Source organism: Stenotrophomonas sp. 2619 (genome assembly GCF_040548725.1).
GTDB lineage: Bacteria > Pseudomonadota > Gammaproteobacteria > Xanthomonadales > Xanthomonadaceae > Stenotrophomonas > Stenotrophomonas maltophilia_AP.
Genome location: NZ_JBEPSF010000018.1, coordinates 73,588 through 100,196, shown reverse-complemented (window position 1 = coordinate 100,196; position 26,609 = coordinate 73,588). Strand labels below are relative to the sequence as shown.

The 26,609-nt window shown below is 67.9% G+C and carries 22 protein-coding genes and 1 tRNA gene; 14 read left to right on the top strand and 9 right to left on the bottom strand.

Annotated elements, in window-relative coordinates; translation table 11 throughout:
- Nucleotides 1–7 precede the first annotated feature (7 nt).
- From ABIA71_RS17230 to ABIA71_RS17200, 7 genes are all read left to right on the top strand, one after another.
- Complete coding sequence (locus ABIA71_RS17230; protein ID WP_354286797.1) at nt 8–2,068, top strand: TonB-dependent copper receptor; 2,061 nt, start codon at nt 8–10, stop codon at nt 2,066–2,068.
- A gap of 239 nt (nt 2,069–2,307) precedes the next feature.
- Nucleotides 2,308–3,393, top strand: coding sequence for an efflux RND transporter periplasmic adaptor subunit (locus tag ABIA71_RS17225; protein ID WP_354286796.1), 1,086 nt, complete (start codon nt 2,308–2,310; stop codon nt 3,391–3,393).
- A complete protein-coding gene (locus ABIA71_RS17220; RefSeq protein WP_354286795.1) occupies nt 3,390–6,515 on the top strand; it encodes an efflux RND transporter permease subunit in 3,126 nt (1,041 codons plus the stop codon). The genes ABIA71_RS17225 and ABIA71_RS17220 overlap by 4 nt, the downstream gene beginning before the upstream one ends.
- Nucleotides 6,516–6,804: 289 nt before the next feature.
- Nucleotides 6,805–8,322 carry an alanine/glycine:cation symporter family protein gene (locus ABIA71_RS17215; protein WP_354286794.1) on the top strand — a complete coding sequence of 506 codons (1,518 nt, stop codon included), beginning with the start codon at nt 6,805–6,807 and terminating at the stop codon, nt 8,320–8,322.
- A complete protein-coding gene (locus ABIA71_RS17210; protein ID WP_502961272.1) occupies nt 8,315–9,154 on the top strand; it encodes a TrmH family RNA methyltransferase in 840 nt (279 codons plus the stop codon). Before ABIA71_RS17215 ends, ABIA71_RS17210 begins: the two co-directional genes overlap by 8 nt.
- Nucleotides 9,155–9,731: 577 nt before the next feature.
- Nucleotides 9,732–10,667, top strand: a complete 936-nt coding sequence (locus tag ABIA71_RS17205; protein WP_354286792.1) for a hypothetical protein — start codon at nt 9,732–9,734, stop codon at nt 10,665–10,667.
- Between the two features lie 43 nt (nt 10,668–10,710).
- A complete protein-coding gene (locus ABIA71_RS17200; protein WP_354286791.1) occupies nt 10,711–12,177 on the top strand; it encodes an alanine/glycine:cation symporter family protein in 1,467 nt (488 codons plus the stop codon).
- A 44-nt stretch (nt 12,178–12,221) separates the two neighbouring features.
- Here the strand turns inward: ABIA71_RS17200 and ABIA71_RS17195 are convergent, their stop codons facing one another.
- The 4 genes from ABIA71_RS17195 to ABIA71_RS17180 all read right to left on the bottom strand — a co-directional run bounded on the left by ABIA71_RS17195 (nt 12,222) and on the right by ABIA71_RS17180 (nt 15,622).
- A complete protein-coding gene (locus ABIA71_RS17195; protein WP_354286789.1) occupies nt 12,222–13,643 on the bottom strand; it encodes a M28 family peptidase in 1,422 nt (473 codons plus the stop codon).
- 417 nt (nt 13,644–14,060) lie between these two features.
- Nucleotides 14,061–14,465 (bottom strand): large-conductance mechanosensitive channel protein MscL, encoded by a 405-nt coding sequence (mscL, locus tag ABIA71_RS17190; RefSeq protein ID WP_128096399.1) that lies wholly within the window; start codon nt 14,463–14,465, stop codon nt 14,061–14,063.
- Between the two features lie 54 nt (nt 14,466–14,519).
- Entirely contained in the window at nt 14,520–15,227 is a 708-nt protein-coding gene (locus ABIA71_RS17185) for a fumarylacetoacetate hydrolase family protein (RefSeq protein ID WP_354286787.1), read from the bottom strand.
- Between the two features lie 116 nt (nt 15,228–15,343).
- On the bottom strand, nt 15,344–15,622 hold the full coding sequence (locus tag ABIA71_RS17180) for a hypothetical protein (RefSeq protein WP_354286785.1): 279 nt from the start codon (nt 15,620–15,622) through the stop codon (nt 15,344–15,346).
- Between the two features lie 210 nt (nt 15,623–15,832).
- Here ABIA71_RS17180 and ABIA71_RS17175 point away from each other — a divergent pair, with 210 nt between their 5' ends.
- Entirely contained in the window at nt 15,833–16,147 is a 315-nt protein-coding gene (locus ABIA71_RS17175) for a Rieske (2Fe-2S) protein (RefSeq protein WP_502961274.1), read from the top strand.
- 28 nt (nt 16,148–16,175) lie between these two features.
- Here ABIA71_RS17175 and ABIA71_RS17170 read toward each other — a convergent pair whose 3' ends face one another.
- The 4 genes from ABIA71_RS17170 to thiS all read right to left on the bottom strand — a co-directional run bounded on the left by ABIA71_RS17170 (nt 16,176) and on the right by thiS (nt 19,840).
- Nucleotides 16,176–18,023, bottom strand: a complete 1,848-nt coding sequence (locus ABIA71_RS17170; protein WP_128096402.1) for an SLC13 family permease — start codon at nt 18,021–18,023, stop codon at nt 16,176–16,178.
- A gap of 27 nt (nt 18,024–18,050) precedes the next feature.
- Nucleotides 18,051–18,785, bottom strand: a complete 735-nt coding sequence (gene trmB / locus ABIA71_RS17165; protein ID WP_354286781.1) for a tRNA (guanosine(46)-N7)-methyltransferase TrmB — start codon at nt 18,783–18,785, stop codon at nt 18,051–18,053.
- Entirely contained in the window at nt 18,785–19,576 is a 792-nt protein-coding gene (locus ABIA71_RS17160; RefSeq protein ID WP_128096404.1) for a thiazole synthase, read from the bottom strand. Before ABIA71_RS17160 ends, trmB begins: the two co-directional genes overlap by 1 nt.
- Before the next feature lie 63 nt (nt 19,577–19,639).
- The gene (gene thiS, locus ABIA71_RS17155; protein WP_128096405.1) at nt 19,640–19,840 is read right to left on the bottom strand and encodes a sulfur carrier protein ThiS; all 201 of its coding nucleotides are present in this window, start codon (nt 19,838–19,840) and stop codon (nt 19,640–19,642) included.
- A 200-nt stretch (nt 19,841–20,040) separates the two neighbouring features.
- On the opposite strand from thiS, the gene ABIA71_RS17150 reads away from it, so the two are divergent.
- Complete coding sequence (locus tag ABIA71_RS17150) at nt 20,041–21,870, top strand: autotransporter outer membrane beta-barrel domain-containing protein (RefSeq protein WP_354286779.1); 1,830 nt, start codon at nt 20,041–20,043, stop codon at nt 21,868–21,870.
- A gap of 124 nt (nt 21,871–21,994) precedes the next feature.
- A tRNA-Gly gene (locus ABIA71_RS17145) sits at nt 21,995–22,068 on the top strand.
- Between the two features lie 186 nt (nt 22,069–22,254).
- On the opposite strand, the gene ABIA71_RS17140 is transcribed toward ABIA71_RS17145, so the two are convergent.
- Nucleotides 22,255–22,992 (bottom strand): hypothetical protein, encoded by a 738-nt coding sequence (locus ABIA71_RS17140; RefSeq protein WP_354286777.1) that lies wholly within the window; start codon nt 22,990–22,992, stop codon nt 22,255–22,257.
- A gap of 138 nt (nt 22,993–23,130) precedes the next feature.
- Here ABIA71_RS17140 and ABIA71_RS17135 point away from each other — a divergent pair, with 138 nt between their 5' ends.
- From ABIA71_RS17135 to ABIA71_RS17120, 4 genes are all read left to right on the top strand, one after another.
- Nucleotides 23,131–23,580 carry a hypothetical protein gene (locus ABIA71_RS17135; RefSeq protein ID WP_354286775.1) on the top strand — a complete coding sequence of 150 codons (450 nt, stop codon included), beginning with the start codon at nt 23,131–23,133 and terminating at the stop codon, nt 23,578–23,580.
- The gene (locus ABIA71_RS17130) at nt 23,564–24,763 is read left to right on the top strand and encodes a hypothetical protein (RefSeq protein WP_354286773.1); all 1,200 of its coding nucleotides are present in this window, start codon (nt 23,564–23,566) and stop codon (nt 24,761–24,763) included. The genes ABIA71_RS17135 and ABIA71_RS17130 overlap by 17 nt, the downstream gene beginning before the upstream one ends.
- Before the next feature lie 102 nt (nt 24,764–24,865).
- Nucleotides 24,866–25,759 carry a 30S ribosomal protein S6--L-glutamate ligase gene (rimK, locus tag ABIA71_RS17125; protein ID WP_354286772.1) on the top strand — a complete coding sequence of 298 codons (894 nt, stop codon included), beginning with the start codon at nt 24,866–24,868 and terminating at the stop codon, nt 25,757–25,759.
- A 253-nt stretch (nt 25,760–26,012) separates the two neighbouring features.
- Entirely contained in the window at nt 26,013–26,489 is a 477-nt protein-coding gene (locus tag ABIA71_RS17120; RefSeq protein WP_354286811.1) for a hypothetical protein, read from the top strand.
- Nucleotides 26,490–26,609: the final 120 nt, after the last annotated feature.

Below are 26,609 nucleotides of genomic sequence, written 5' to 3'. Positions count from 1 at the left end.
TTCCAACATGCATCCCACTTCCCGCAGCGCGGGCGCAATGACGCGCCTGTCTGTTTCCCTGTCGCTCGCCCTGGCCGTGCTGCCGCTGCACGCCGCCGAGCGTGAGCCCGCGCAGACCTTGGACACGCTGGTGGTGACCGCCACCGCCCCGTCCTCGCCGCTGCACTGGGTCACCGACCCCCGCCTGCCACGCCAACCGGTGCCCGCCAGCGATGGCGCCGACTACCTCAAGACCGTGCCGGGCTTTTCGGCGATCCGCAACGGCGGCACCAATGGCGACCCGGTGCTGCGCGGCATGTTCGGGTCACGCCTGAACATCGTCAGCAACGAGGGCAACCTGATCGGCGCGTGTCCCTCGCGCATGGACAACCCGCTGTCCTACATCGCGCCGGAAACCTTCGACCGGCTGACCATCATCAAGGGGCCGCAGAGCGTGCGCTGGGGCGCCGGGGCGTCGGCCGGCACGGTGCGCTTCGAGCGTGACACCCCCCGTTTCGACGCACCGGGCGTGGACATCAACGCCAGCGCGCTGGTGGGCTCGCGCAACCGCAATGACCAGGTGCTCGACCTGACCGCCGGTGCGTCGCAGGGCTACGTACGGGTCAACGGCAACCGCTCCGAAGCGGACGATTACAAGGATGGCAACGGCGACGTCGTGCCGTCGAAGTGGCGCAAGTGGAACAGCGACGTGGCGGTCGGCTGGACCCCCGATGCCGACACGGTGCTGGAGCTGTCGGCCGGCACCGGTGACGCCATCGCGCGCTACGCCGGGCGCGGCATGGATGGCGCCGCGTTCAAGCGCACCAGCTATGCCGCCCGTTTCGAGAAGGACAACCTGCCCGGTGCCTGGGACAAGCTGCTGGCCAACGTGTACTACAACGATGCCGACCACGTGATGGACAACTACACGCTGCGCACGCCCAACCCGGACAGCAGCATGCCGATGCCGATGGCGGCCAACGTGGACCGTCGCACCACCGGCGGCCGCATCGCTTCGGAATGGCGTTGGCAGGACGTGGCGATCGTGGCCGGCGTGGATGCACAGGACAGCCGCCATCGCAGCCGCAGCGGCATGGGCCGCAACACCTATCAGCAGCAGCCGTGGACCACCGACGCGCGCTTCGAGACCCTGGGCGCCTTCAGCGAACTCACCCTCGGCGAAGGCACCGCGCAGCGCTGGGTGGGCGGCCTGCGCATCGACCGTGCCCAGGTCACCGACGAACGCCGCACCGCGGGCATGATGGCCATGCCCAATCCCACGGCCGGCCAGCAGCGCCGCGAACATCTCGGCAGCGGCTTCCTGCGCATCGAACGCGATCTGGCCCCGTCGCTGACCTGGTACGCCGGGGTGGGCCACAGCGAACGCATGCCCGACTACTGGGAGCTGTTCTCGCCCGACATGGGGCCGATGGGCGCGGTCAACGCGTTCGCCGCCCTCCAGCCGGAGAAAACCACGCAGCTCGACCTCGGCCTGCAGTACCGCAGCGAGCGCCTCAACGCGTGGGTGTCGGCGTATGCCGGCCGTCTGCAGGACTACATCCTGTTCACCTATTTCGACGGCGGCATGATGGGCAGCATGACCCAGGCCACCAACGTGGACGCCCGCATCGCCGGTGCCGAGACCGGCGCCGACATCGCGCTGGGTGCGCACTGGAAACTGAGCGGAAGCCTGGCCTATGCCTGGGGCGAAAACCGCAGCGATGGCACGCCGCTGCCGCAGATGCCGCCGCTGGAAGCGCGCGTGAGCGCCACCTGGGAAGCCGACCGCTGGAGCGTGGGCGCGCTGGCCCGTGCGGTGGCCCATCAGCATCGCGTCGCCGACGGCCAGGGCAACGTGGTCGCCCGTGACCTGGGCCCGAGTGCGGGCTTTGCCACGCTGGCGCTCAATGCCAGCTACCGCATCAACGATGCACTGCTGCTCAGTGCCGGCATCGACAACGTGTTCGACCGCGCCTACAGCGAGCACCTGAACCTGGCCGGCAGCGCCGATTTCGGCTTCCCGGCCGACCCGGTGCGGATCAACGAGCCGGGCAGGACGGCCTGGATGAAGGTGAACTACCGATACTGAGGACGGGGCGCCGGGCCCGGAACTGCAGCCACGTAGAGCCGGGCTCTGCCCGGCTGGAGGCGATGCGCCCGGCCTTTGACGTCATCCGACACGCGCCGATACACGCCGTTACACACGCGCACAGGCCAGCACGAAAGGCATTTCGGCTGCCACCGGGCGCCGGTAAACGCTTGGCACATATGCCCGGCCAGCCCCGACCCGTACACTCGGCGGTCGTGGGTTTAACGGGATTTTTCCAAATGTTGGGACGCATCACCGCGCGCATCGCCGCTGGCCTCACCCTGGCCCTGCTGGCCGGGTGCAGCAGCAAGGACGACACCGCGCGCCGGCCGGCAGACGCCGTACCGGTCACCACCCAGGTGGTGCAGACCTCCGCATGGAACGACACCCTGCAGGCCCTGGGCACCGCCAAGGCCCGCGAGTCGGTGACCATCACCGCCAAGGTCAGCGAGATCATCGAGACCGTCCACTTCGACAGCGGGCAGCAGGTCAGCGCCGGCACCCCGTTGGTCACCCTGCGCGGGCAGGCCCAGGAAGCAGCCCTGCTGCAGGCCCAGGCCACCTTTGCCGAGGCCGACCAGCTCTACAAGCGGCAGCGCGAACTGGCGGCCCAGCAGCTGGTGGCCAGCGCCACCCTGGACACCCAGCGCGCCATCCGCGATGCCGCCGAGGCGCGCGTGCGCGAAATGCAGTCGGACATCGGCGACCGCCGCGTGCGCGCGCCGTTCGCTGGTGTGCTCGGCATCCGCCAGGTCAGTGCCGGCTCGCTGGTCACCCCCAGCACCAGCATTGCCACCCTGGACGACATCGAGCGCATGCACGTCGATTTCCAGGTGCCCGAAGCCGAACTGGCCAGCCTGGGCAACGGCGACAAGGTCACCGCCACCAGCGTCGCTTATCCCGGCCGCAGCTTCGAGGGCGTGGTGGCCACCATCGACACCCGCGTCGACCCGGGCACCCGCGCGGTTACCGTGCGCGCCGACTTCATCAATGCCGACCACGCCCTGCGCCCGGGCATGCTGCTGGACATCCGCATGTTCCGTCCGGAGCGCCAGGCCCTGGTCATTCCGGAAATCGCCGTGGTCCAGGTGGGCCGCGATTCGTTCGTGTACCGGGTCAAGGCCGACCACAGCGTTGAACGCATCGACATCACCAGCGGCGCGCGTCGTGCCGGCGTGGTGGAAATCCGCAGCGGCCTGAAGGCCGGCGACCGCATCGTGGTCGACGGCACCGGCAAGCTGCGCCCGGGCCTGAAGGTCGATGACCGCCCGGCGCCGGCGGCTGCCGCCGCGCCCGCCGCCAAGGCTGCGGACCCGGCCGGATGAAACTCTCCAACGTTTCCATCCAGCGCCCGGTCTTCGCCGTGGTGATGAGCCTGCTGCTGGTCGTGCTGGGCGTCATGTCGTTCACCCGCCTGACCCTGCGCGAGCTGCCCGCGATCGACCCGCCGATTGTCTCGGTGTCGGTGGATTACACCGGCGCCTCGGCCGCAGTGATCGAGAGCCGCATCACCCAGGTGCTTGAAGACGCCCTGGCCGGCATCGAAGGCATCGACACCATCAACGCGCGCAGCTCCAACGGCCGCGCCCAGGTCAGCATCGAATTCACCTCCAACCGCGATATCGAAGCAGCGGCCAACGACGTGCGCGATGCGGTCAGCCGTGTTGCCGATCGCATGCCCGAAGAGGCGCGGCCGCCGGAAATCGCCAAGGTCGAGAGCGACGCCGACCCGATCATCTGGTTCAACATGACCTCCTCCAGCATGGACACGCTGGAGCTGAGCGACTACGCCGACCGCTACGTGGTCGACCGCTTCTCCAGCCTGGACGGCGTGGCCCAGGTCCGCATCGGCGGGCGCCAGCGCTATGCCATGCGCATCTGGCTCGACCGCGACCAGCTGGCCGCGCGTGGCCTGACCGTGGGCGATGTGGAAACCGCGCTGCGCAATGAAAACGTCGAACTGCCGGCCGGCCGCATCGAATCGGCTGACCGCGACTTCACCCTGCGCGTGGAGCGCAACTACGTGAAGCCGGAAGACTTTGCCACCATTCCGCTCGGCAAGGGCGCCGACGGCTACGTGGTGCGCATGGGCGACGTGGCCAAAATCGAGCTGGCCTCGTCCGAGCGACGCGCGTATTACCGCAGCAATGGCGAACCGGGCATCGGCCTGGGCATCGTCAAGACCTCCACCGCCAACTCGCTGGACGTGGCCCGCACCGCACGCGCCGAAGCCGAGCGGGTCGGGCAGACGCTGCCCGAAGGCACCCACATCTTCGTCGCCTTCGACAACACCACCTTCATCGAAGCCGCCGTGGACCGCGTCTACGCCACGCTGGTGGAAGCCATGCTGCTGGTGCTGGCGGTGATCTGGCTGTTCCTCGGCAGTTTCCGCGCCGCGCTGATTCCCGCCGTCACCGTGCCGGTGTGCCTGGTGGCGGCGTTCATCGCGCTGTACGCGTTTGGGTTCTCCATCAACCTGCTGACCCTGCTGGCGCTGGTGCTGTGTATCGGCCTGGTGGTCGATGACGCCATCGTGGTGGTGGAAAACGTGCAGCGCCGCATCGACCTGGGCGAGCCGCCGCTGGTGGCCTCCAAGCGCGGCACCGCGCAGGTGGCCTTCGCGGTGATCGCCACCACCGCCGTGCTGGTGGCGGTGTTCCTGCCGGTGGGTTTCCTGGAAGGTAATACCGGCCGCCTGTTCCGCGAGCTGGCCGTCGCGCTGGCCGCCGCCGTGGCGCTGTCGGCGTTTGTGTCGCTCACGCTGACCCCGATGATGGCCTCCAAGCTGCTCAAGCCGCACAGCGGCCAGCCGCCCAAGGGCCTGCACGGGGTGATCAACCGCAACCTGGACCGCGTCTCGGCGGGCTATGGGCGGGTGCTCGACGCGCACGTCGGGCGCACCTGGATCTACGTGGTGGTGATGCTGCTGTCGCTGTTGGCCAGCGCGCTGCTGCTCAAGGTGCTGCCGTCCGAACTGGCGCCGGCCGAAGACCGCGGTTCGTTCCAGATCATGATCGATGGCCCGGAAGGCGCCGGCTACGACTACACCGTGGGCCAGGTGCAGGAAGTGGAAAAGGTGGTGGCCGGGTTCGTCGGCGACGACAAGCCGATCGTGCGCGCCAACCCGCGCGTGCCCGGCGGCTTCGGTGCCAGCGAAGAAATGCATACCGGCCGCATCAGCGTGTTCCTGCAGCCGTGGCGCGAGCGCCAGGCCGCCACGCCGGACGTGGCCGCCGACCTGCAGAAGCACCTGGACGGCATCCGCGGCGTGCGGGTGCGCACCCAGGTCGGGGGCGGCCTGGTGCGCAGCCAGGGCCAGCCGTTCCAGATCGTGCTGGGCGGGCCGGAGTACGCGGAAATCGCGCAGTGGCGTGATCGCATGCTGGCGCGCATGGCCGACAACCCGGGCCTGGTCGGCCCGGATTCGGACTACAAGGAAACCCGGCCGCAGATGCGGGTCAACATCGACCGCCAGCGCGCCGCCGACCTGGGCGTGTCGGTCACCGCGATCGGCAGCGCGCTGGAAACCATGATGGGCTCGCGCCGGGTCACCACCTTCGTCGACAACGGCGAGGAATACGACGTGCTGGTCCAGGCCGGCCGCGACGGTCGCGCCACCCCGGCCGACCTGGCCGCCATCCGCGTGCGCGCCAGCAGCGGCGAACTGGTGCCCTTGTCCAACCTGGTCACGCTCAGCGAAGTGGCCGAAGCGGGCAACCTCAACCGCTTCAACCGGCTGCGCTCGATCACCATCACCGCCGGGCTGGCCCCGGGCTACCCGCTGGGCGAGGCGATCGCGTGGGCCCAGCAGACCGCCCGCGAGGAACTGCCGCAGCACGCGCAGCTGGATTGGAAGGGCGAATCGCGTGAGTACCAGAACGCCGGCAGCGCCGTGCTGCTGACCTTCGCCATGGCCTTGCTGGTGGTGTACCTGGTGCTGGCCGCGCAGTTCGAGAGCTTCATCCACCCGCTGGTGATCATGCTGACCGTGCCGCTGGGCGTGCTCGGCGCGCTGCTGGGCCTGTACGTCAGTGGCGGCAGCATCAACCTGTTCAGCCAGATCGGCATCGTGATGCTGGTGGGGCTGGCGGCCAAGAACGGCATCCTGATCGTGGAGTTTGCCAACCAGCTGCGCGATGAAGGCCGCGACGTGCACCGGGCCATCGTCGAATCGTCGATGGTGCGGCTGCGCCCGATCCTGATGACCTCCATCGCCACGGTGGTCGGCGCCATCCCGCTGGTCGTGGCCGGCGGCCCGGGGTCGGCCAGCCGCGGCACCATCGGCATCGTGGTGATCTTCGGCGTCACCGTGTCCACCTTCCTGTCCCTGTTCGTGGTGCCGGCGTTCTACTCGCTGCTGGCCCCGTATACGCGTTCGCCCGAAGCGGTGGCCCGTGAGCTGGAGAAGCAGGAGGCGGAAACGCCCTCGGTGGGCGGGCACGCCTGACCCGGAGCCCGTGGGGGCGGGTCGATGCTGAATGCGTTGCCCGGCGCCCGGGCAACACCGTAGCGCCGGGCTCTGCCGCGCCCCTGCAGCAGTGCGGCGCGGGATCGATGAACGCGTCGCCACGCGCCCGGGCAATAAAAGGCCAGCGCCGTAGCGCCGGGCTCTGCCCGGCGGCTCTGCCGCGCCGCGCCCACCCGGCGCTACCCGTGGCGGCCGTGATGGTGGAGAATCGACCCGGTCCCCTCCAGCCGACGGGACGTCCTTTTTTTCCGCCGACTGGAGAGAGCGCGTGGAAGCAGCCGTACATGTTGTCAACAGCATCATCTGGAGCAAGGCGCTGATCGCCGTGTGCCTGGGCGCCGGGCTTTTCTTCAGCGTCCGTACCCGGTTCATGCAGATCCGCGGGTTCTTCGAGATGTGCCGCCTCACCGTGCAGGGCGAGAAGTCCGATGCCGGCGTGTCCTCCTTCCAGGCCCTGGCCATGTCGATGGCCGGCCGCATGGGCATCGGCAATATCGCCGGCGTGGCCACCGCCATCGCCTTCGGCGGCCCCGGTGCGATCTTCTGGATGTGGGTCATGGGCTTCCTCGGCGCCTCCACCTCGTATGTGGAATGCACCCTGGCGCAGATCTACAAGACCAAGGACGCCGAAGGCCGCTACCGCGGTGGCCCGGCGTACTACATCGAAAAAGCGATGGGCATGAAGTGGTACGCCCTGGCGTTCGCCGTGGCCACCATCATCGCCGCCGGCTTCCTGATGCCCGGCGTGCAGGCCAATGCCATCGCCGACAGCATCATCAACGCCTGCCGTGGCGGCGCCCTGTGCGGCCCGCTGGATGGCCAGGTGATGGGCATGGAATCGGTGCAGGCGCTGAAGCTGGGCATCGGCATCGTGGTGGCGCTGCTGCTGGGCGTGGTCATCTTCGGCGGGGTCAAGCGCATCGCCAACTTCGCCGAAGTGGTGGTGCCGTTCATGGCCGCCGCGTTCATCCTGATGGCCATCGTCATCATGATCATCAACTACGACCGCGTGCCGGAAATGTTCGGCATCATCTTCGACAGCGCCTTCGGCACGCATGCCGCGTTCGGCGCGATGATGGGCCTGGCGGTGGAGTGGGGCATCAAGCGCGGCATCTATGCCAATGAAGCCGGCCAGGGCTCGGGCCCGCACGCCGCGGCGGCCTCTGAGGTCTCGCACCCGGCCAAGCAGGGCTACGTGCAGGCCTTCGCGATCTACTTCGACACCATGATGGTGTGCACCGCCACCGCCTTCCTGATCCTGGCCAGCGGCACTTACAACGTGTATTCGCCGGTGGCAGGCGCCGAGCCGATCTTCCAGGGCCTGGCCGGTATTCCGGAGGGTGCCGGGTACGCGCAGGCCGGTGTGGAAGCGGTGTTGCCGGGGTGGGGCGCCTCGTTCGTGTCGCTGGCGATCTTCTTCTTCGCCTTCACCACGATCATGGCCTATTACTACATGGCCGAAACCAACCTCAGCTATATCAACCACAACCGCAAGCGCCCGCTCACCGTGCTGGTGCTGCGCCTGGGCATCATCGGCATGGTGGTGTTCGGTGCGTTCCACAACGCCACCCTGGCGTGGGCGCTGGGCGACATCGGCGTGGGCCTGATGGCCTGGTTGAACATCATCGCCATCCTGATCGTGCAGAAGCCGGCGATGCTGGCGCTGCGCGATTACGAACGACAGAAGAAGCTCGGCCTGGATCCGACCTTCGACCCCGATGCATTGGGCATCAAGAACGCCGATTTCTGGCGTCAACGCAAGCTGGAGTTGTCCCGTAGTGAATGATCCCTGGAAAAATGCCCGCCGCCCGTCTTCGCGGCCGCCGCGGGCCACCCCGCTGCCTCCGCGCGAGGGCGGCACGCCGCCACCGCCCGGGCGGGGCAACGATGAGCTGCGCCTGTATGGCTGGAATGCCGTGCAGGCCCTGTTCGACAAACGCCCGCAGGCGCTGCGCAAGCTGTACCTGGCCGAATCGCTGATTCCGCGCCTGCAGCCGATGCTGAAGTGGTGCGTGTCCAACCGCGTGGGGTACCGCGTGGTGGAAGAAGGCGACCTCAACAAGCTGGCTGCCACTACCCACCACGAAGGCGTGGTGGCCGACGTCCTGCGCGCGCCGATGCTGGAGCTGGGCGAGTGGCTGGGCACGCTGCCCGCCGGGACGCCGGCGCTGGCGCTGTGGCTGGACGGCGTGGGCAACCCGCACAATTTCGGCGCAATCCTGCGCTCGGCGGCGCATTTCGGCGTGGCCGGCCTGCTGCTGCCACCGGGGTCGACGCTGGCGTTGTCCGGCGCGGCCGCGCGCGTGGCTGAAGGCGGCGCCGAATCGGTACCGCTGGTGCGCCTGCCGGCAGTGCCGCAGGCCATGCAGCAGCTGCGCGAGGCCGGTTTCGGCCTGGCCGCGACACTGGTGGACGGCGGCGACAACCTGTTCGCCAGCGACGTGCCGGCACGCCTGGTGTACGTGATGGGTGCCGAAGGCGAAGGCATGGACCGTGAGCTGGCGCAGGACTGCGACGCGCAGGTGTCCATTCCGGGGACCGGCGCAGTGGAAAGCCTCAACGTGGCATCGGCGACAGCGGTGCTGTTGGCGCACTGGTACGGACGCCAGGCCCGCTGAGCTGGCGGTGTTTTTCGGGTAGCGCGCCTGCGCGCTTGCCAAACGCGGTGTGATCGGTGTCACTGATGGCGTTGTGACTACAACCGATTCGGATTTTTCGCATGGTGCGCTGGCCTTGAGCTGCGTCACAGTGCTCGGCGGTGATGTGTTGGGTAGGTGAGGAGAGACACCCACCCAGCGCGGCGCCGTTGTCCGGATCGCAGCAAGTCTGTGACGCTCACCGCGTGGGGTGTGACGAGTCCCGGTAGCCCGGTCGTTTTTCGACCGGGCTTTTTTATGCGTCACCGCCTGCACACGGTCCCGTCATTGCTCCACGCAATGAACACCACCGTTGCGATCACCGGCCAAGAACGCAGAACAACACCATCGCACGTGATGCGAAATGGCGTGCGTGCGGCCCCGCACAGATCGGAAAAAACAGGGGTTTCGCACGTTGTTGCCGCCCGACGCGCTGTGCAGATTGGCACGGCGGTGTGCTTGAGCACCGTCTTCTTTCCAGTCCCACGGGAGCCTTGGCATGACCTTGTCCGCGTTGTCGTTTCATCGTGTCGCCGCACTAGCGCTGGCGGCTGTTTCCATGGGGCTCGCCGCCCCGCATGCCGCTGCGCAGGCGCGCAGCCTTGACGGCGTGAACTTCACCGGCCCACTGGTCACCCCCAACCCGGCCGGGGTGCCGCGCGGCCACTGGTACATCGAGCCTTATCTGGTCCGCGTCGACAGCGATGCCGGTTACGACGCCAACGGCCGCCGCCAGCGCAGCAGCGACAGCGGCGCCTGGCTCACCGTCGTGCCCATCGCCTATGGCCTGGGCGAGCGCGTGACCGCGCAGGTCAATCTCAGCGCGGCACGTGCCGACGCGGCGGGCGCGCGCAGCGGTGCGGTGCGTGCCGGTGACACCACCGCGCGGCTGCAGTACCTGCTGCAGGCCCCCAGCGCCGACGGCACGCGCCCGGCCATTTCGGTGGCGCTGCTGCAGCGCTTCGCCACCGGCAGCTACGACCGCATCGGCGGCAATCCACTCAACGCCCAGGGCGATGGCGTGCAGCGCACCACCTTCGCGCTCGGCGTGCAGCAGGTGCTGTGGATGCCCAACGACCGCCCGTTGCGCTGGCGTGGCCAGCTCAGCGCCAGCCCGGCACCGGCACGCGTGGCGCTGCACGACAGCAGCGTGTACGGCACCGATCCCGGCTTCCGCGGCAGCATCGCGCGCGGCTCGTTGCTGGGTCTGTCGCTGGGGGCCGAATACAGCGTCAACGCGCGCTGGGTGGCCGCACTGGACATCACCGCCAGCCGCGAAAGCGACCAGCACATCACCGGCTATGCCCCGGGCAGCGAGGGCCTGCGCAGCATCAACCAGCGCCGGCCCTCGAGCAGCAGCATCAGCGTGGCGCCGGCCATCGAGTACCACTTCAGCCCCTCGCTGGGCCTGATCGCCGGCGTCGAGTTCAGCGTGGGCGGCCGCAACAGCGGTGCGTTCGTCAGCCCGCAGATCGCGCTCGGGATGTTCTTCTGATGCGCGCGTCCTCGACCCGCCGTCCTGTCACCGGGAGCCGTCCATGACTGTCGAATCCATCGTTGCCCGCCTGCTCGACCTGGTCTGGAGCCCGGCGCTGGTGGGGCTGTGCCTGTTGGCTGGCCTGTACTTCAGCGTGCGCACCCGTTTCATCCAGCTGCGTGCGTTGCCCGACATGCTGCGCCTGTTGTTCAGTTCCAACAGTTCGACCTCCGGGGTGTCCTCGTTCCAGGCACTGAGCCTGTCGCTGTCCAGCCGCGTCGGCGTCGGCAACATCGCCGGCGTCGCGATGGCCATCGCCTACGGCGGCCCGGGCGCGATCTTCTGGATGTGGTGCGTGGCCTTCCTGGGGGCCAGCAGCGCCTTCATCGAATCGACCCTGGCGCAGATCTACAAGGAGCGCGATGCCAACGGGCAGTACCGCGGTGGCCCGGCGTACTACATCGAACGTGCCCTGGGCCAGCGCTGGTATGCCGTGGCGTTCGCGATCAGCACGGTGATTGGCTGCGGGCTGTTCCTGCCGGGCACCCAGTCCAATGCGATCGCCAGCGCGCTCGATGGGGCCTGGGGCATTCCCGCCAGTGCATCGGCGGTCGGCATGGTGATCGTGGTGGGATTGGTGATCTTCGGCGGCGTGCGGCGCATCGCCAACGTGGCACAGGTGGTGGTGCCGGTGATGGCGGTCGGCTACCTGCTGGTGGCCGCGGTGGTGATGGCGCTCAACGTGGACGCGCTGCCGGGCATGGCGCGGCTGATCGTCGATAGCGCATTCGGTACCGATGCGGCGTTTGGCGCGATGATCGGCACCGCCATCCAGTGGGGCGTGCGCCGCGGGGTGATGTCCAACGAGGCGGGCATGGGCAGCGGCGCGCATCCGGCGGCGGCTGCCGAGGTCTCGCACCCGGTCAAGCAGGGGTTGGTGCAGGCGTTCTCGGTCTATATCGACACCATGGTGGTATGCAGCGCCACCGCGTTCCTGGTGTTGTCCACCGGCGCGTACAACGTCTACGACCCGGCCGCGGCAAGCCACGCCGGCATGCTGGTGGCGAACGTGCCCGGGCTGGCCGCGGGCCCGCACTTCGTGCAGCACGCGGTGGAATCGGCGTTGCCGGGGTTCGGCACGGCCTTCATCGCCTTGGCGATCCTGCCCTTTGCCTTCAGCACCATCCTGGCGCTGTATTACAACGCGGAAACCAACGTGGTGTACCTGTGCCGCAACCAGCACCGCCCGTGGGTGCTGCGTCTGTTCCAGCTGGCATTCCTCGGCGCGGCGACGTGGTCGGCGGTCAATACCGCAACGGTGGCGTGGTCGCTGGGCGACATCGGCGTCGGCTTGATGAGCTGGTTGAACATCACCGCGCTGCTGTTGTTGCAGAAGCCGGCACTGGCCGCATTGCGCGACTACGAGAAGAGCCGGCGTGCCGGCATCGATCCGGTGTTCAACCCGCAGGCGGCCGGCGTTGCCCGGGCGGAGCTGTGGAACGAGATCGCCGCGCGCGGCGGCAAGTGAGCAGGGCAGGGACCGTGGCCAGGCGCCACGGTCCCTGCGGGCTGTCATTCGTTCGGCGGCGTGGTCGGCTTGGCTTCGCTGCCGAAGCTGCCGTCAGCCTCGGCGGCCAGGTAGGCAAACACCGTGTAGGCGGCCACGTTCTGTGCCAGCGCGGCCGGGTCAATCTTGTCCAGGGTGTCGTCGGCGGTGTGGTGCAGGTGGAAGTAGTCGCTGCCATCCTGCGCCAACCACGCCCAGGCTCCGCCCTTTGCGGCCAGCGGGCCCACGTCCGGGCCCGGGCCGCCCTTGTCGGCGGCGTACTCGATACCCAGCGGCTTGAGCACCTCGGCGATCTGGCGGGTGGCATCGCGCGAGCCCTGCGGGTTCGGCGAGCCGGTGTTGAAGGCATAGATGCGGCCGGCGCCGAAGTCGCTCTCGGCGGCCAACTGGTGCAGCACCACGTCCTTGGCATGCGCCTCGGCATACGCCTTGCCGCCGTACAGACCCTGTTCCTCGTTGGCGAACGCCACCACGCGGATGGTGCGCTTGGGCGCCTGCTTGAGCTGGCCGATCAGGTGGCCCGCGGCCATGGTGATGCCCACGCCGGCGCCATCATCCACCGCGCCGGTGCCCAGGTCCCAGGAATCAAGGTGACCACCGATCACCACGACTTCCTTGGGCAGGCTGCGCCCGGTGATTTCGCCGATGACGTTGTACGAGGTGGCCTTGCCATCCCACCCGCAATCCAGGCTGAGCTTCAGCGTGGTGCTGCCGAGCGCGACCAGGCGGGCGAGCTGGTTGGCATCGGGTACTGACAGTGCGGCGGCCGGTACCGGCGTCAGGCCGTCATCGAAACGGGTGATGCCGGTGTGCGGCACGCGGTGCGAATCGGTACCGGCCGAGCGCATCACAAAGCCCACCGCGCCCTTGCGGATCGCCTCGGACGGCCCCTTGCTGCGCACCGCGCCCCCGTTGCCGTAGTCACGGCCGTCGCGGTAAGCGGTCATCTGGTAATCGACGAAGGCGATCTTGCCCTTCAGGGAGCCTTCCGGCGCGGCCTGCAGCGCGGCCAGGTCGGCAAAGCGCACCACCTCGGCCTCGACCGTGCCGCCCGGGCTGCCACCCAGCGCGGTGATGGTCAGCGGCTGGGCGTGCTTGCCGATCACCTGTGCGTGTTCACTGCGGCGCTCCCACTTGGGGAAGGTCACCGGCTCGGTCCAGACCTTGTCAAAGCCCAGTGCCTTGAACTTGGCCACGGCCCAGGCCACGGCACGAGCATCGGCTTCGCCACCGGCGATGCGCGGACCGATCTCGGTGGTGAGCGACTCGACCACCTTCCAGCCGGTGTCGTCCTTGAGGGCCTGCTCGCGCAGTTCGGCGGCGGTGGCCAGCGATTTGGGCGCCAGCGTGGTGGGGCCGGTCGCCGCGAACGCCGGGGCGGCCAACAGTGCGAGGGAGGATGCGATGGCAAGGACGCGGCGACGCATGGACAGCTCCGGAAAGCAGGACAGAAGCGTCCGAGCTTAGCAGCCTGCCCGCGCCCCGCATGGGCGGTAGGTCATGGTTGTGCGGACGCTGTTTTCCATACGCGAAAGCCCCGCCGGGGCGGGGCTTTCGCATGCGCATCGGCAACCGCCAGAACCACCGGTAGTGCCGGCCGCTGGCCGGCTCCGCATGAACCGGACATCGCACAGACCGGTAGTGCCGGCCGCTGGCCGGCTCCGCATGAACCCATCATCGCGCGAAGCGGTAGTGCCGGCCGCTGGCCGGCTCCCCATGAACCCATCATCGCGCGAAGCGGTAGTGCCGGCCGCTGGCCGGCTCTGCAGACATCCAGCATCGCCTGGAGCCGGCCAGCGGCCGGCACTACCGGTGCGCCGTCCCGATTGGCTGCGGACCGTGTCTCAGCGCTTCAGGTTGTCGCGGATTTCGCGCAGCAGCAGCACTTCTTCGGCCGGTGCGGCCGGTGCGGCTTCCTTCTTGCGCGCCAGGCGGTTGATTACCTTGACCACCAGGAAGATCGCGAACGCCACGATCAGAAACTGCACCAGCGTGTTGAGGAAGTCACCGTAGCCAATCACCACGGCCGGAATTTCCTTGCCGTCCGGTGCCAGCCGCGCCGGTGCAAGGGTCCAGGCAAGCTGCGAAAAATCCACCCGCCCGATCAGCCAGCCCAGCGGCGGCATGATGATCTTGTCCACCAGTGCGGTGACGATCTTGCCGAACGCCGCACCGATCACGACACCGACCGCCAGGTCGATGACGTTGCCACGCATGGCAAATTCCTTGAACTCGGTAAACATTCCCATCGGGCTCTCCTGTGGCGGGTGATCAAATGACGGCGCAGCGTAACGCAGCAGGTGTCATCCGGCGATGATGCCGTGGCGCTCGGCCACATTCTCCAGGCGCGCGCTGAAACGGTCGCCGGGCTTCAGTGCCGCCACGCCGGCCGGGGTGCCCATGAAGACCAGGTCGCCGGCCTTCAACGCCCACAGTTTGGACAGCTCGTGCAGGATCTCCGGCACGTTCCAGATCATCTGGTCCAGCAGCGATTGCTGGCGCACTTCGCCGTTGATCTCCAGCGACAGGTTGAGCGCGGCCAGGTCGCCCACTTCACCGGCCGGCACCAGTTCGCTGATCGGCGCGGAATGATCGAAGCCCTTGGCCGGGTCCCACGGATGGCCCTTGGCTTTGGCCGCTGCCTGCAGGTCGCGGCGGGTCAGGTCCAGCCCGACACCGTAGCCGAACACCAGCGCCTCGGCCTGGTCCACCGGCAGCTCGCCGGCCGGCGCGTCGCGACCGATCGCCACCACCAGCTCCACTTCGTGGTGCAGGTCGGCGGTGGCCGGCGGGTAGGGGATCACATCGTCATGCCCGACCACGATCGCATCGGCCGGCTTGCTGAAGAACATCGGGCGGCCACGATCATCGGCCGCGGGAACGGCGGCGCCCATCTCGCGCGCGTGGTCGGCAAAATTGCGCCCAACGCAGTAGATGCGGCGCACCGGGAACGTGCCGCCACCGGCCACCGGAATACGCGGTTGCTCGGGCGTGGGAATTACATCGGTCATGCTCGCGTCCTGTCACGTTGGGTCACAGGCAGTCTAGAACGAGCGCGCGCGCGGTGCCACGCCGAACGTGGCCGAATGTGGGACGGACGGGGGCCGCGCGACGGCGCGGCAAACACTCAACGCGACAGCGGAAGGACCTGCTTGCGAACCACGCGGTACTCGGCGTCAACCACCTGCGGGTCGCTCGGGCGCGCGCCCTGCTTGCGCTGGGCAAGCAGCTTCCACGCAACGCCTGCGATGATCATCGCCGCGCCCACGAATACCCCCACGAACACCAGCGCGGCCAGGATGGCCAAGCCCAGCAGACCCACCGCAACGCGCACCAACGGATGGCGCGGCTTGCGCGGCGCGAACAGGGTGCGGAACGTGTTGAACTGGAAGTAGCGCTTGTACATGGCGTTTCTTTTGGCTGAAGTCAGCGAGCCATCAGTATCCGGGGTGGCCTCTGCCAATGAGTGAAAAACTCGTTAAACGTACCGCGCGTTCATTTCAAATCAATGACTTGTGTTCATCGCCGGGCCAGCCACGTGACGGCGTGAGAGAATGCGGCCCCGTTGAATCCGCGTGCCGACATGTCCGTTTCCGATACTGCCGCTGTTCCCCTCATGGCCCTGGACGCCATTGCCGACGCGGGCTTTGCCGAGGTCGAGGTCACCCTGGACGGCGACAGTGAGTCGCTGGTCATGTACCGCGAAGGTGACGACGTCCGCGGGTGGCTGAATATCTGCCCGCATGCCGGGCGACGGCTGGACTGGGCGCCCGGGCAGTTCCTGAAAAGCCGTGAGGGCCACCTGGTGTGCGCCGCGCACGGCGCGTCGTTCTCGCTCGATGACGGCAGCTGCGTGGCCGGCCCGTGCAAGGGCGACCGCCTGCGCGCAGTGCCGCTGCAGGTGCGCGACGGCCAGGTGTGGCTGCGGTAGGGAGCGACCGTCGGTCGCCACGCCTTCCTCAGAACATCAGGTTGATCATCGCCACCACTACGATGGTGTAGATCAACGACAGCGGCGCGCCCACGCGCCATAGCTCGCGCGGGGTGTAGTTGGCTGGCCCGGTGATCATCGAGATCACCGGATTGGACGCGGTCATCAGGTTGTTGGACGCCGACAACGCCACGATCAACGCGAACGCGGTGGGGTTGCCACCCGCCGCCAGCGCCAGATTGACCGCGATGGGCACCATCACGATGGTCGCGCCGACGTGGCTGATGGTCAGCGAAAACACCGTGGTCAACAGCGCCAGCGCGATCTCCAGTACCCACACCGGAATGCCGGTGGGCAGGCGGTCGATGGTGTGCCCGGCCACCCACGCCGCCGCGCCGCTGCTGTCCATCGCCCAGCCCAGCGGAATCAGGCCGGCCATCATGAAGATGGTCTTCCAGTTGATCGAGGCATACGCCTCGTCCATGCGCAGCACGCCGGTAAGCAGCATGCCGGCCACGCCGGTCATCAGGGTCAGTGCCACCGGCAGCTTGGAGGTCAGCGCGATCAGGATGGTGATGGCGAAGATGCTCATCGCGATCTTGAACTTGTGCGGGCGCTGCTCGCCCTTGGGGTAGTCGGTCACCACCACGAAGTCACGGCTCTTGGCCGCCTGGGCCAGGTCGGTCCAGATGCTGTGGAAGACCAGCATGTCGCCGGCGCGCAGGGCCACGTTGCGCACGTCCTCGCGGATCACCTGCTTGTCGCGGTTGATCGCCAGCAGGCTGATCCCGCGCTGCTTGCGCAACCGCAGTTCCGAGGCGGTCTTGCCGATCACGTCGGAGGTGGGCGGCACCACGGCCTCGGAAATACCGGCGCGGCTCGGGTTGAACAGGTCGCCCAGGTGCTTCAGCCGCGAAGACATGCGCAGGAACTGGTTCTGCGCGAAGTCGTTGACCTGCGCGCGGGCGCCCATCACCCCCAGCACGCTACCGACCCAGATGCGCATCTCCGCCGGCGGTGCCAGCCGGGTGTCATTGCCGGTCTTGAGCGCCAGCAGCAGCGGCGCGTCATGCACGTTCTCCGCTTCGCCCAGGGTCATGCCCACCAGCGGGCTCTCGGCGCTGACCACCAGCTCGAACACGTCGCCTTCGATGCCGTAGGTCTTGGCGAAGTAGCTCTCGGTGCGCGCCGGGGTGACCCCGTCGTTGGCCAGGGTTTCCTCTTCAACCAGCTTGCGGTCGCCGAAGTAGCGGAAATACAGCAGCGAGGCGACCAGCAACGCCACGCCGATCGGCAGCGGCGCGAACATGCGCAGCGGTTCGATGGTGGCCAGGCCCGAGGGCAGGTTGTTGTTGGCCGACGCCAGCAGATCGTTGAGCAGGATCAGCGGCGAGTTGCCCACCATGGTCAGCGCACCGCCCATCACGATCGCCGCGGCAATCGGCAGCAGCAGGCGCTGCAGGGTCAGCCCGGTGCGTGCGGCCAGTCGCGAGGCCACCGGCAGGTACAGCGCCATCACCGACGGGTTCTGCATGAACGAGGAGTTCAAGCCGGCAATGGCGGTGGTCATCATCAGCAGACGGGTTTCCACCCCGTGCCCGCGTCGCAGCAGCCATGCCGCCAGCCGGTTCAATGCCCCGGTGCGGTCCAGGCCCGCGCCGAGGATGGTGGTGGCGATGATGCTCATCACCGCGTTACCGGAGAAGCCGCCGAAGATTTCCTCCGGCGCGATCAGGCCGGTGACGCCCAGTACCACCAGCACCACCAGCGCCACCACGTCGGCGCGGATGCGCTCGAACAGGAACATCGCCATCGTGAAGCCGACCAGCCCGAGCACGAGCTTCATATCGGTGGTCAGCGTCAGCGCAGTATCCATGGGGTGGCGCGGTTCCTTGGGCGGGGATCAGGTGCGGTCGTACAACAAGTCCCACACCCCATGGCCCAGCTTCTGGCCACGGGTTTCGAAATGGGTCTGCGGGCGCCACTCGGGGCGCGCCACCTGGCCGCGCGGACCGGCGCGGTTGGTCAGCCCGTCCGTGGCGTCCAGCACGTCCCACATCTGCTCGGCGTAGTCTTCCCAGTCAGTGGCGCAGTGCAGGCGGCCGCCGCTGCGCAGCTTGCGCACCAGCAGCGCGGCGAAGGCCGGCTGGATCAGGCGCCGCTTGTTGTGGCGCTTCTTGTGCCACGGGTCCGGGAAATAGATGCGGACTTCATCAAGCACGCCATCGGCGATCTCTTTTTCCAGCACCTCCACCGCGTCGTGGTGGTACAGGCGCACGTGGTCGGCGTTGTCGTCGGCCAGCGCATTGAGCAGGCGGCCCACGCCGGGGGCGTGCACTTCCAGGCCGATGTAGTCGCGGCTGGGGTCCTGCTGGGCGGCGAAGCGCAGCGCGGCACCGTTGCCGAAGCCGATTTCCAGCACCTTGCGCGCGTCACGGCCGAAGGTGGCGTCCAAGTCGCGCGGCTCGCCGGTGAAGTCCAGGCCGAAACGCGGCCAGCGATCGTCGAACGCGCGCTGCTGGGCGGGGGTGAAGCGGCCCTGGCGCAGCACGAAGCTGCGTACCTCGCGGCGGCCTTCGGTGATGGTGAACGGCTTGGCCGGGGCCTTGGCGCCGGCGCTGTCGAAGGGATTGGTCATCAGATCAGCCCGTCCACCGGCGACGAAGCACTGGCGTAGCGCTTGCGCGGAATGCGCCCGGCCAGGAACGCCTCGCGCCCGGCCTCGACCGCCTTGCGCATCGCGCTGGCCATCAGCACCGGATTGCGGGCGCCGGCAATGGCGGTGTTCATCAGCACGCCGTCGCAGCCCAGTTCCATCGCGATCGCCGCATCCGAGGCGGTGCCGACGCCGGCATCGACGATGATCGGCACCTTGGCGTCTTCGATGATCTGCAGCAGGTTGTACTTGTTCTGGATGCCCAGGCCCGAGCCGATCGGCGCGGCCAGCGGCATTACCGCGGCGCAGCCGATCTCTTCCAGGCGCTTGGCCAGGATCGGGTCGTCGGAGGTGTAGACCATGACCGCGAAGCCATCCTTGACCAGCTGCTCGGCGGCCTTGAGGGTCTGTACCACGTCCGGGTACAGGGTCTTCTGGTCGCCCAGCACTTCCAGCTTGGTCAGGTTGTGGCCGTCCAGCAGCTCGCGGGCCAGGCGGCAGGTGCGCACGGCATCTTCGGCGGTGTAGCAGCCGGCGGTGTTGGGCAGGATGGTGTAGCGGTCCGGCGGCAGCACGTCGAGCAGGTTCGGCTCGCCCGGGTTCTGCCCGATGTTGGTGCGGCGGATCGCCACGGTCACGATCTGGGCACCGGCGGCATCGGTGGCGATGCGGGTTTCTTCCAGGTCCTTGAACTTGCCGGTGCCGGTCAACAGCCGGGAACCGTAAGTCTTGCCGGCGATCACCAGCGCGTCGTTGGGGGCGTGTGGATTCATGGCGCGAATTATCGCCTATCGCGCGTCACGATGCTGCGCCGGCCCACGTGCGGCCCGACATCCTCAGCCGCCGCCCAGTGCGTGCACGATCTCGACCACGTCGCCGTCCTGCAGGGTGTGGCTGGCATGACGGCTGCGGGTGACGATCTCGCCGTTGACCTCCACCGCCACCCGGCGCTCAAGCAGTTGCTCGGTGTGCAGCAGGTCGTGGACGGTGGCGCTTTGCGGAAGCTGGCGGGTGTCGCCATTGAGGACGATGTTCATGACGCCATTGTCCCTAATTGTGGCCGGGGTGCGTACCCTTGCCGACCGCCCGCCAGGGCGGCGGCCGCCGCTGCGCTGGGTTTTCAGGCGGCCGGGCGATTTCATGCGGCGACGCAGCGTGAATTGCCCGGGGCGCAGTGAAACCATTGCCACCGTGCGCCGGCGTACGTCGGTTGTTCCCCCACTTCAAGGAGCTTTACATGCTGCTCAGCAAGCGCCCCCTGCGTTCCCTGATGGCCGTGGCCATCGCCATGGCCGCCCTGCCGGCCATGGCCCAGTCGCCGTATACCAAGACCGTGGTATTTGGCGACAGCCTGAGCGACGCCGGCTACTTCCGCCCGCTGCTGCCGGCCAGCGCGAACCCGATCATCGGCCAGTTCACCACCAACCCCGGTTGGATCTGGGCCGAGTACGTGGCCGACTATTACGGCACCAACGGCGCCGCGCACGGCAACGGCCAGAACGGTGACAACTACGCCATCGGCGGCGCCCGCGTCGGCGTGGATACCAGCCAGGTGCTGGTACCGGGTACCCCGGCCGTGCCGGTGTACTCGCTCAAGACCCAGATGAACCAGTACCTGGCGGCCAATGGCGGCAAGGCCGACCCGAACGCGCTGTACACCGTATGGGGCGGCGCCAATGACCTGTTCGCCATCCAGCGCGGCGCACCGCTGGCCGCCACCCTGGGTGCGGCGGTGACCGATCAGGTCGGCATCGTCGGTACGCTGAAGGCGGCCGGTGCCCAGTACGTGGTGGTGCCCACCATTCCCGACATCGGTCTGACCCCGGACGCGCGCGCCGCCGGCCCGGCGGGCATGGCGGCCGGGACCGCGCTGGCCAAGGCCTACAACGACGCACTGTTCGGTGGCCTGAAAGCGGCCGGCCTGCAGGTGATCCCGGTGGATACCTTCCACATCCTGCAGGAAATCGTCGCCAGCCCGTCCACCTACGGCTTCGTCAATGCCACCGGCAAGGCCTGCCTCACCGCAACCTCGCTGACCTGCAGCCCGGCCGCCTATGCGGCACCGGACGCCTACAAGAGTTATGTGTTCGCCGATGGCGTGCACCCGTCCAACGCGACCCACGAGATGCTGGGCCAGTACACTCTGTCGATCCTGGAAGCCCCGCGCAACCAGCAGATCCTGACCCACTCGGCCCAGACGGTCGGTCGTTCGCGCGCCGACCAGGTCAGCTGGCACCTGGACGGCCGCCCGGCCGACGGCCTGAGCTGGTGGGGCAACCTGCGTGGCGACATGCAGCGCTACGCGCATGCCGACCTGTACGACGGCATGGCCCCGGCCGGCCTGTTCGGCGTGGATTGGGCGCGTGATGGCATGGTGGTCGGCGCCTTCGCCGGCTATGGCCGCGTGGACGCCGACTTCGGCAACAGCAAGGGCGACTTCACCCAGTCCGATACCTCGCTGGGCCTGTTCGCCGGCTGGTATGGCGAGCGCGTCTGGGTCAACGGCCAGGTCAGCTACAGCTGGCTGGACTACGACGTCACCCGCAAGGTCCAGCTGGGCCCGGCGACCCGTATCCACGAAGGCTCGCCGGAAGGCAGCAACCTGACCGCCGCGTTGAACGCCGGGTATGAGTTCGGCACCGAGGGCGGCTTCCGCCATGGTCCGGTGGCCGCGGTGATCTGGCAGAAGGTCAAGCTGGACGGTTACACCGAAAGCAACCCGAGCGCCACCGCGCTGGGCTATGGCGACCAGGATGTCGACTCCACCGTAGGCCGCATCGGCTGGCAGGCCCGTTTCGACGGCGGCAGCGTCAAGCCGTACGTGCAGGTCACCTACGACCACGAGTTCGAAGACGACAAGCAGGCCAGCGCGTGGCTGCAGTCGATGCCGGAGGTGGGCATGTACAAGGTGCCGGGGCTGGAGTTCGACAAGAACTACGCCACCGCCGTGCTGGGTGCGCGCCTGAACCTGTGGGGCCTGAACAGCAATGTGGGCATGAGCACCACCACGCTGCAGAAGCGTGCCCGCGACGTGTCGCTGTTCGCCAGCTTCAGCGGCAGCTTCTGATCCACCGCGCGCAACGCCCCGCACGGGGCGTTGCCGGCGGCTGTCGAAAGCCAGCCACAACGGGCGGCCCCCTGCCGCCCGTTGCGTTTTTACCGCCCCGCCGCATAAACTTGCCCGGCGCGATGCGGGTGTAGCTCAATGGTAGAGCTGTAGCTTCCCAAGCTACTGACGAGGGTTCGATTCCCTTCACCCGCTCCATCAACGGCTTCCGCTGCAACCTGCGGCGCTCTGCAAGCCTTTGAACGAAGCGTAATCCCTCTTTCTGCATGCGTACCGCCATCGCGTCTTTCGCGCGCGGCAATCTGCACAGCGCGCCAGATCCGCGCATTTCCCGCGGCATCGCTTGGGAACCACCGGCGCACGTTGGCCGTTGCCATCCCCCCCTTACTCGCGCATGGCCTCAAACACGAAGGGATTGTCGTGGTCAGGGAAGCGCAGCCGGTAGCGTGCGATGCGCGTGATGCCGTCAGACAGCAGGTAGTCCACCTGCAGGCCTTCCGGGTCGGTTTCCATCCCGGCGCCCAAATAGGAGTTGCTCGGATAGCTGAACCCGTGGTGCGGCGCTTCGCGAACCGCAGCACAGGTGCCGAACAGCGGGGGCAGTACGTAGAGCCGCTTCTCATGCAGCAGCACTACCTTGGTGTAGCGGTCGCCCTTGCCGCTGCTGACCTGGCGGATGTCCAGGCACACCGAGCTGCCGCGGTGCCACAGCGTCATGACTGCCACGTTTTCGGCAGCGATCGGCGCGTTGTCATTCCACGGTGCGGGCGCGAGGTTGATCGCGCGGCTCAGGGGCCAGCGCTGCGTACCCACCACCAACGCCTCGCCGTCGAACGCCACCTCGGGTACGCCGGCAGGGGGTGTCATGGCCAGGTCGCCCGGCCCGCTCCACAGGGGCTGGTCGAAACGTCGTAGCGCCTGGCCCATCGAGGTCACCCAGACGCAGTTGCGGGGCGCGTCCGTGCAGGGCATCGCCATGTCCGTGCCCGCTTCCGGGAACAGTGCGCCGCCCAACGAGCGGTAGAAATCCCTGTAATCGGTGAAGGAAACGGGTACAGCCTGTGTCGTCGCCGACAGGAGAAGGCTCAGCAGTGCAATGCCGGGGGGAAGGATCCATTTCATGGGAACTCCATTGGAGAGTGCAGGCCTGCGCGGCGTCGACACAATTCACCGCGCATCGGCGGGGGCGGAGGGCGACATGAGGGTGGCACGGGGTCGCCGTCATACTATCCGCTTGCCCGATCTGAAAAAGGAATGTTCATGATCCGTCGCAGCGTCGACCGCACAGCATTTCGACTGCGATATCTGCTGGTCCCCGTCTTCACCGCCATGGTCGCGCCCGCGTGGGCGGTGCTGCCGCCGTTGGAGCAGTTTCCGGCCGAGCCCGGCGTACAGGCGACGGTGTCGACGCGCACCACCTTGCCCGACGGCACGCGTCGCGTGGAAGGGCGGGTACCGGGCTACAAAACGTACCGGATCGAGGCCGGTTGCACCCGGGGCACCGTCGCGATGTACCGGTTGGAGGACGGGCAGTGGGACCTGCGTTATGCCGCACGACGGCAAGGCGAAGGCTGGGAGCGCAGCACCATCGACGGGCCGGTAGCGCGCATTCCGGCAGGATCCAACCTCGACTGGCTGGCTACCGCGCAGTACGACAGTGTCTGTACCCCAAAGGTGCGGATGGATGCGCCGCGTGCGGCGCAGGAATAACGCCCACGTGTCGTCCTCGCCGGGGCCCGCCGACCGTACCGCGCTGCGTCGCTACACCCGCTGGCTGCCCAGCGGGGTGCTGGTGGCGGTGTGCATCGCCTGGTGGTCGCCACTGGGCGTGATTGCTGCATTGGCCGCCACGGTTGCAGTACAACGCCTGCTGGAGCGCTTCGACCTGGCGGGCGACGTGCTGCCGGTCGGCGGGGCGACACTGCACTCGACGCCGTTGTCACCCTTCGCCCGCCGGCCCCCCACCGGCGATGTGACCCTGGGCTGGGGCGAGCTGGGCATGGGCGGTCCGGCGTACTGCACGCAGATGCTGCGCGATGGTGCGATCGTGGACGACATCGCCTGCGACGGCGGCACTGCGCAGACCGGCACGTGGACCGACCTGGCGGGAACGTCGCTGCGCCTCGCGTCGGGCTACGTTGACCGCAGCGATGGGGTGCTGGGGTATGACGAGCAGCGCAAGGTCCTGCTTCACTTCAACGCGGTCCCCCACGTGTTCTGGCAGAGGCTCGGCGAACGGCGCCAGACTGACGGGGATGCCGGCGCGGCGGCGTGGGTGGTGCGCCAGCCGCATGTGGCCACCGCGCTGCGTGCGTACCACGGCCTTTGGCTGGCGCCCGATGATCCGGCCTTGGCCAGCCCGATGCAGACGCAGCTGCGCCACCGCCTGCGCGACGGTCGCGAGCTCAGCGCACGCCTGCTGTTGCCCGACGACCTGCGGCTGACCGCCCATCCTGATCTTTTCACGCACACGCAGCCGTACGCGCTGGCCCTGGACGGCGTAGACAGCGGACGCCATGTTTGCGATCTGGACACCGTCATTGCCAGTCCCGGTGGCCATTGCATCGTGGTGGCCGGCGTCTGCCTGGATGCCACCCATCGGCCCGTGGAAGGCGTGTGGCTGGTGTACTGGCATGGCCGCTGGCAGGCAGTGCGGCGCCATGTGTTTGCAGGGCAGGGCAAGCAACGTCGCAGCGCCTGGCTGGAGGTGCTCGCTGCAGGCGACGACGGCCGTCTGGAATTGCAGGCGTACCAGGAATGGGGGGATGCCGATGGCTGGCATCGGGAGCCGCTGGTGGAGGTTCCCCTGGACGTGGTGGTGGAGTGGCGGCAGGCCGCGGTGTCGGTGGGCGGCAGCGGCCAACGCGCGCGGCTGGCGCTGCCCAAGGACTGACAGGGCATTCATCCGGGGCGCATGCCTGCGCAGGCGCACACCGTCATCTGGCCACGCTGGCCCCGCGCTATGCTGCGCGCTTTCCCGCCCCTTCGCATCGCGATGAAACTCGCCATCCTGTCCCGCAACAGCAAGCTGTACTCCACGCGCCGCCTGGTCGAAGCCGCGCGCACCCGCGGCCACACCGTGCGGGTGCTCGATCCGTTGCGCTGCTACATGCGGATCGCCGCCGACGGCTTCACCATGCATTACAAGGGTCGGCCGATCACCGGGGTGGATGCGGTGATCCCGCGCATCGGGGCCTCGGTCACCCGCTATGGCACTGCGGTGTTGCGCCAGTTCGAGATGATGGGCGCGCGCACGCCCAACCCCTCCGACGCCATCCTGCGGGCCCGCGACAAGCTGCGTGCGCACCAGATCCTGGCCTCCAAGGGCATCGACATGCCGGTGACCGTCTTCGGCGACAACCCCGACGACACCGTTGACCTCTTGTCGATGCTCGGCCCACCGCCGCACGTGGTAAAGCTCAACGAGGGCACCCAGGGCAGGGGGGTGATCCTGACCGAGAAGGCCAGCGCGTCGCGCGGCATCGTCGAGGCGCTGCGCGGGCTGTATGCCAACTTCCTGATGCAGGAGTTCATCGGCGAGGCCCAGGGGGCCGACCTGCGCTGCCTGGTGGTGGGCGACCAGGTGGTGGGCGCCATGCAGCGCCAGGCCCCGGACGGGGATTTCCGCTCCAACCTGCATGCCGGCGGCAGCGCCCGCGCCGCCAAGGCCAGCCGCGCCGAACAGCAGGTGGCGGTGCGCTCGGCCAAAGCACTGGGCTTGAGCGTGGCCGGGGTCGACCTGATCCGCTCCAGCCGAGGCCCGCTGGTGCTGGAGGTGAACTCCACGCCGGGGCTGGAAGGCATCGAGGCGATCTGCCAGGCCGACCTGGCGGGCCGCATCATCGATCACGTCGCGGCCATGAAAAAACCTTCAAATTCAAGGGCTTGATTGGTTTTGCGAAACCTTTCGGAGCGCTTAACACCGGTTTAATCGACCCCGGCGTAGGCTTCGACGAACCGCAGCTCTGCCCTCCTCAGCAGGATCGGTAATCGGGAACACACTTCAGGCCCAGGCGGTTTACCGTCTGGGCCTTTTTCCAGCCGGCCGGGGAACCTTCTCCCCCTGCCATCAGTCCCTTGTTACGGCCCGTTTGGACTCGTAAAGTCAGCGCTTCGTTCATGGAAGGATGGGAGTTGTGAATATGCGTCGATACACCGTATTGGTTCTGGCCCTGCTTGCCGTTGGCGGTGCCTGGGCAAAGTCCACTGATGAGTCTGTGCGACTCAGCCCCGATGAACCGGCGGCCGCTCAGCTTGATCGCCTGGAAGCTGCCCTTCGCAGTGAGAATTACAGTGAGATGACCATCGAGGACAAGAACACCGTCCAGCAGGCCATCGGTCGTATCCGGCTGAAGATGGAAGGCCATAGCCGCTTCGATGAGCTCAATCCGCAGGCGCGTACGGCGATATTCAACGACCAGGAAGTGGTCAATACGGTGATGACCCGCGCCAAGGAAGACAGCCGGATGGTCTGCCGCCGCGAGCGCGTCACCGGCAGCAACATGCAGCAGAGCACCTGCCGCACGGTTGCCCAGCGCCGGCGCGACACCGAGGACAGCCGCAGGCTGCTCGACAACCAGCAGCGCGGCAACCAGACGATCAAAATCGATACGAAATGACGCGGGCATCGCATCGCTCGGTGTCTACTATTAAGAATCAAGCCTGTATCGTTCAGCAGGCAGCGCAAGGAAATCGATGCTGCGGCCCCGTGCCGCAGCATCGCGGTCCAGGCCAATCCC

Coding starts and splice junctions, on each gene's coding strand:
- ABIA71_RS17180 (WP_354286785.1), bottom strand. CDS start 15,622: ATGTACAAGCGCTACTTCCAGTTCAACACGTTCCGCACCCTGTTCGCG.
- trmB (WP_354286781.1), bottom strand. CDS start 18,785: ATGACCAATCCCTTCGACAGCGCCGGCGCCAAGGCCCCGGCCAAGCCG.
- ABIA71_RS17120 (WP_354286811.1), top strand. CDS start 26,013: ATGCGTCGATACACCGTATTGGTTCTGGCCCTGCTTGCCGTTGGCGGT.
- ABIA71_RS17150 (WP_354286779.1), top strand. CDS start 20,041: ATGCTGCTCAGCAAGCGCCCCCTGCGTTCCCTGATGGCCGTGGCCATC.
- ABIA71_RS17140 (WP_354286777.1), bottom strand. CDS start 22,992: ATGAAATGGATCCTTCCCCCCGGCATTGCACTGCTGAGCCTTCTCCTG.
- ABIA71_RS17175 (WP_502961274.1), top strand. CDS start 15,833: ATGGCCCTGGACGCCATTGCCGACGCGGGCTTTGCCGAGGTCGAGGTC.
- ABIA71_RS17170 (WP_128096402.1), bottom strand. CDS start 18,023: ATGGATACTGCGCTGACGCTGACCACCGATATGAAGCTCGTGCTCGGG.
- mscL (WP_128096399.1), bottom strand. CDS start 14,465: ATGGGAATGTTTACCGAGTTCAAGGAATTTGCCATGCGTGGCAACGTC.
- ABIA71_RS17160 (WP_128096404.1), bottom strand. CDS start 19,576: ATGAATCCACACGCCCCCAACGACGCGCTGGTGATCGCCGGCAAGACT.
- ABIA71_RS17225 (WP_354286796.1), top strand. CDS start 2,308: ATGTTGGGACGCATCACCGCGCGCATCGCCGCTGGCCTCACCCTGGCC.
- rimK (WP_354286772.1), top strand. CDS start 24,866: ATGAAACTCGCCATCCTGTCCCGCAACAGCAAGCTGTACTCCACGCGC.
- ABIA71_RS17220 (WP_354286795.1), top strand. CDS start 3,390: ATGAAACTCTCCAACGTTTCCATCCAGCGCCCGGTCTTCGCCGTGGTG.
- ABIA71_RS17205 (WP_354286792.1), top strand. CDS start 9,732: ATGGGGCTCGCCGCCCCGCATGCCGCTGCGCAGGCGCGCAGCCTTGAC.
- thiS (WP_128096405.1), bottom strand. CDS start 19,840: ATGAACATCGTCCTCAATGGCGACACCCGCCAGCTTCCGCAAAGCGCC.
- ABIA71_RS17135 (WP_354286775.1), top strand. CDS start 23,131: ATGATCCGTCGCAGCGTCGACCGCACAGCATTTCGACTGCGATATCTG.
- ABIA71_RS17230 (WP_354286797.1), top strand. CDS start 8: ATGCATCCCACTTCCCGCAGCGCGGGCGCAATGACGCGCCTGTCTGTT.
- ABIA71_RS17185 (WP_354286787.1), bottom strand. CDS start 15,227: ATGACCGATGTAATTCCCACGCCCGAGCAACCGCGTATTCCGGTGGCC.
- ABIA71_RS17195 (WP_354286789.1), bottom strand. CDS start 13,643: ATGCGTCGCCGCGTCCTTGCCATCGCATCCTCCCTCGCACTGTTGGCC.
- ABIA71_RS17200 (WP_354286791.1), top strand. CDS start 10,711: ATGACTGTCGAATCCATCGTTGCCCGCCTGCTCGACCTGGTCTGGAGC.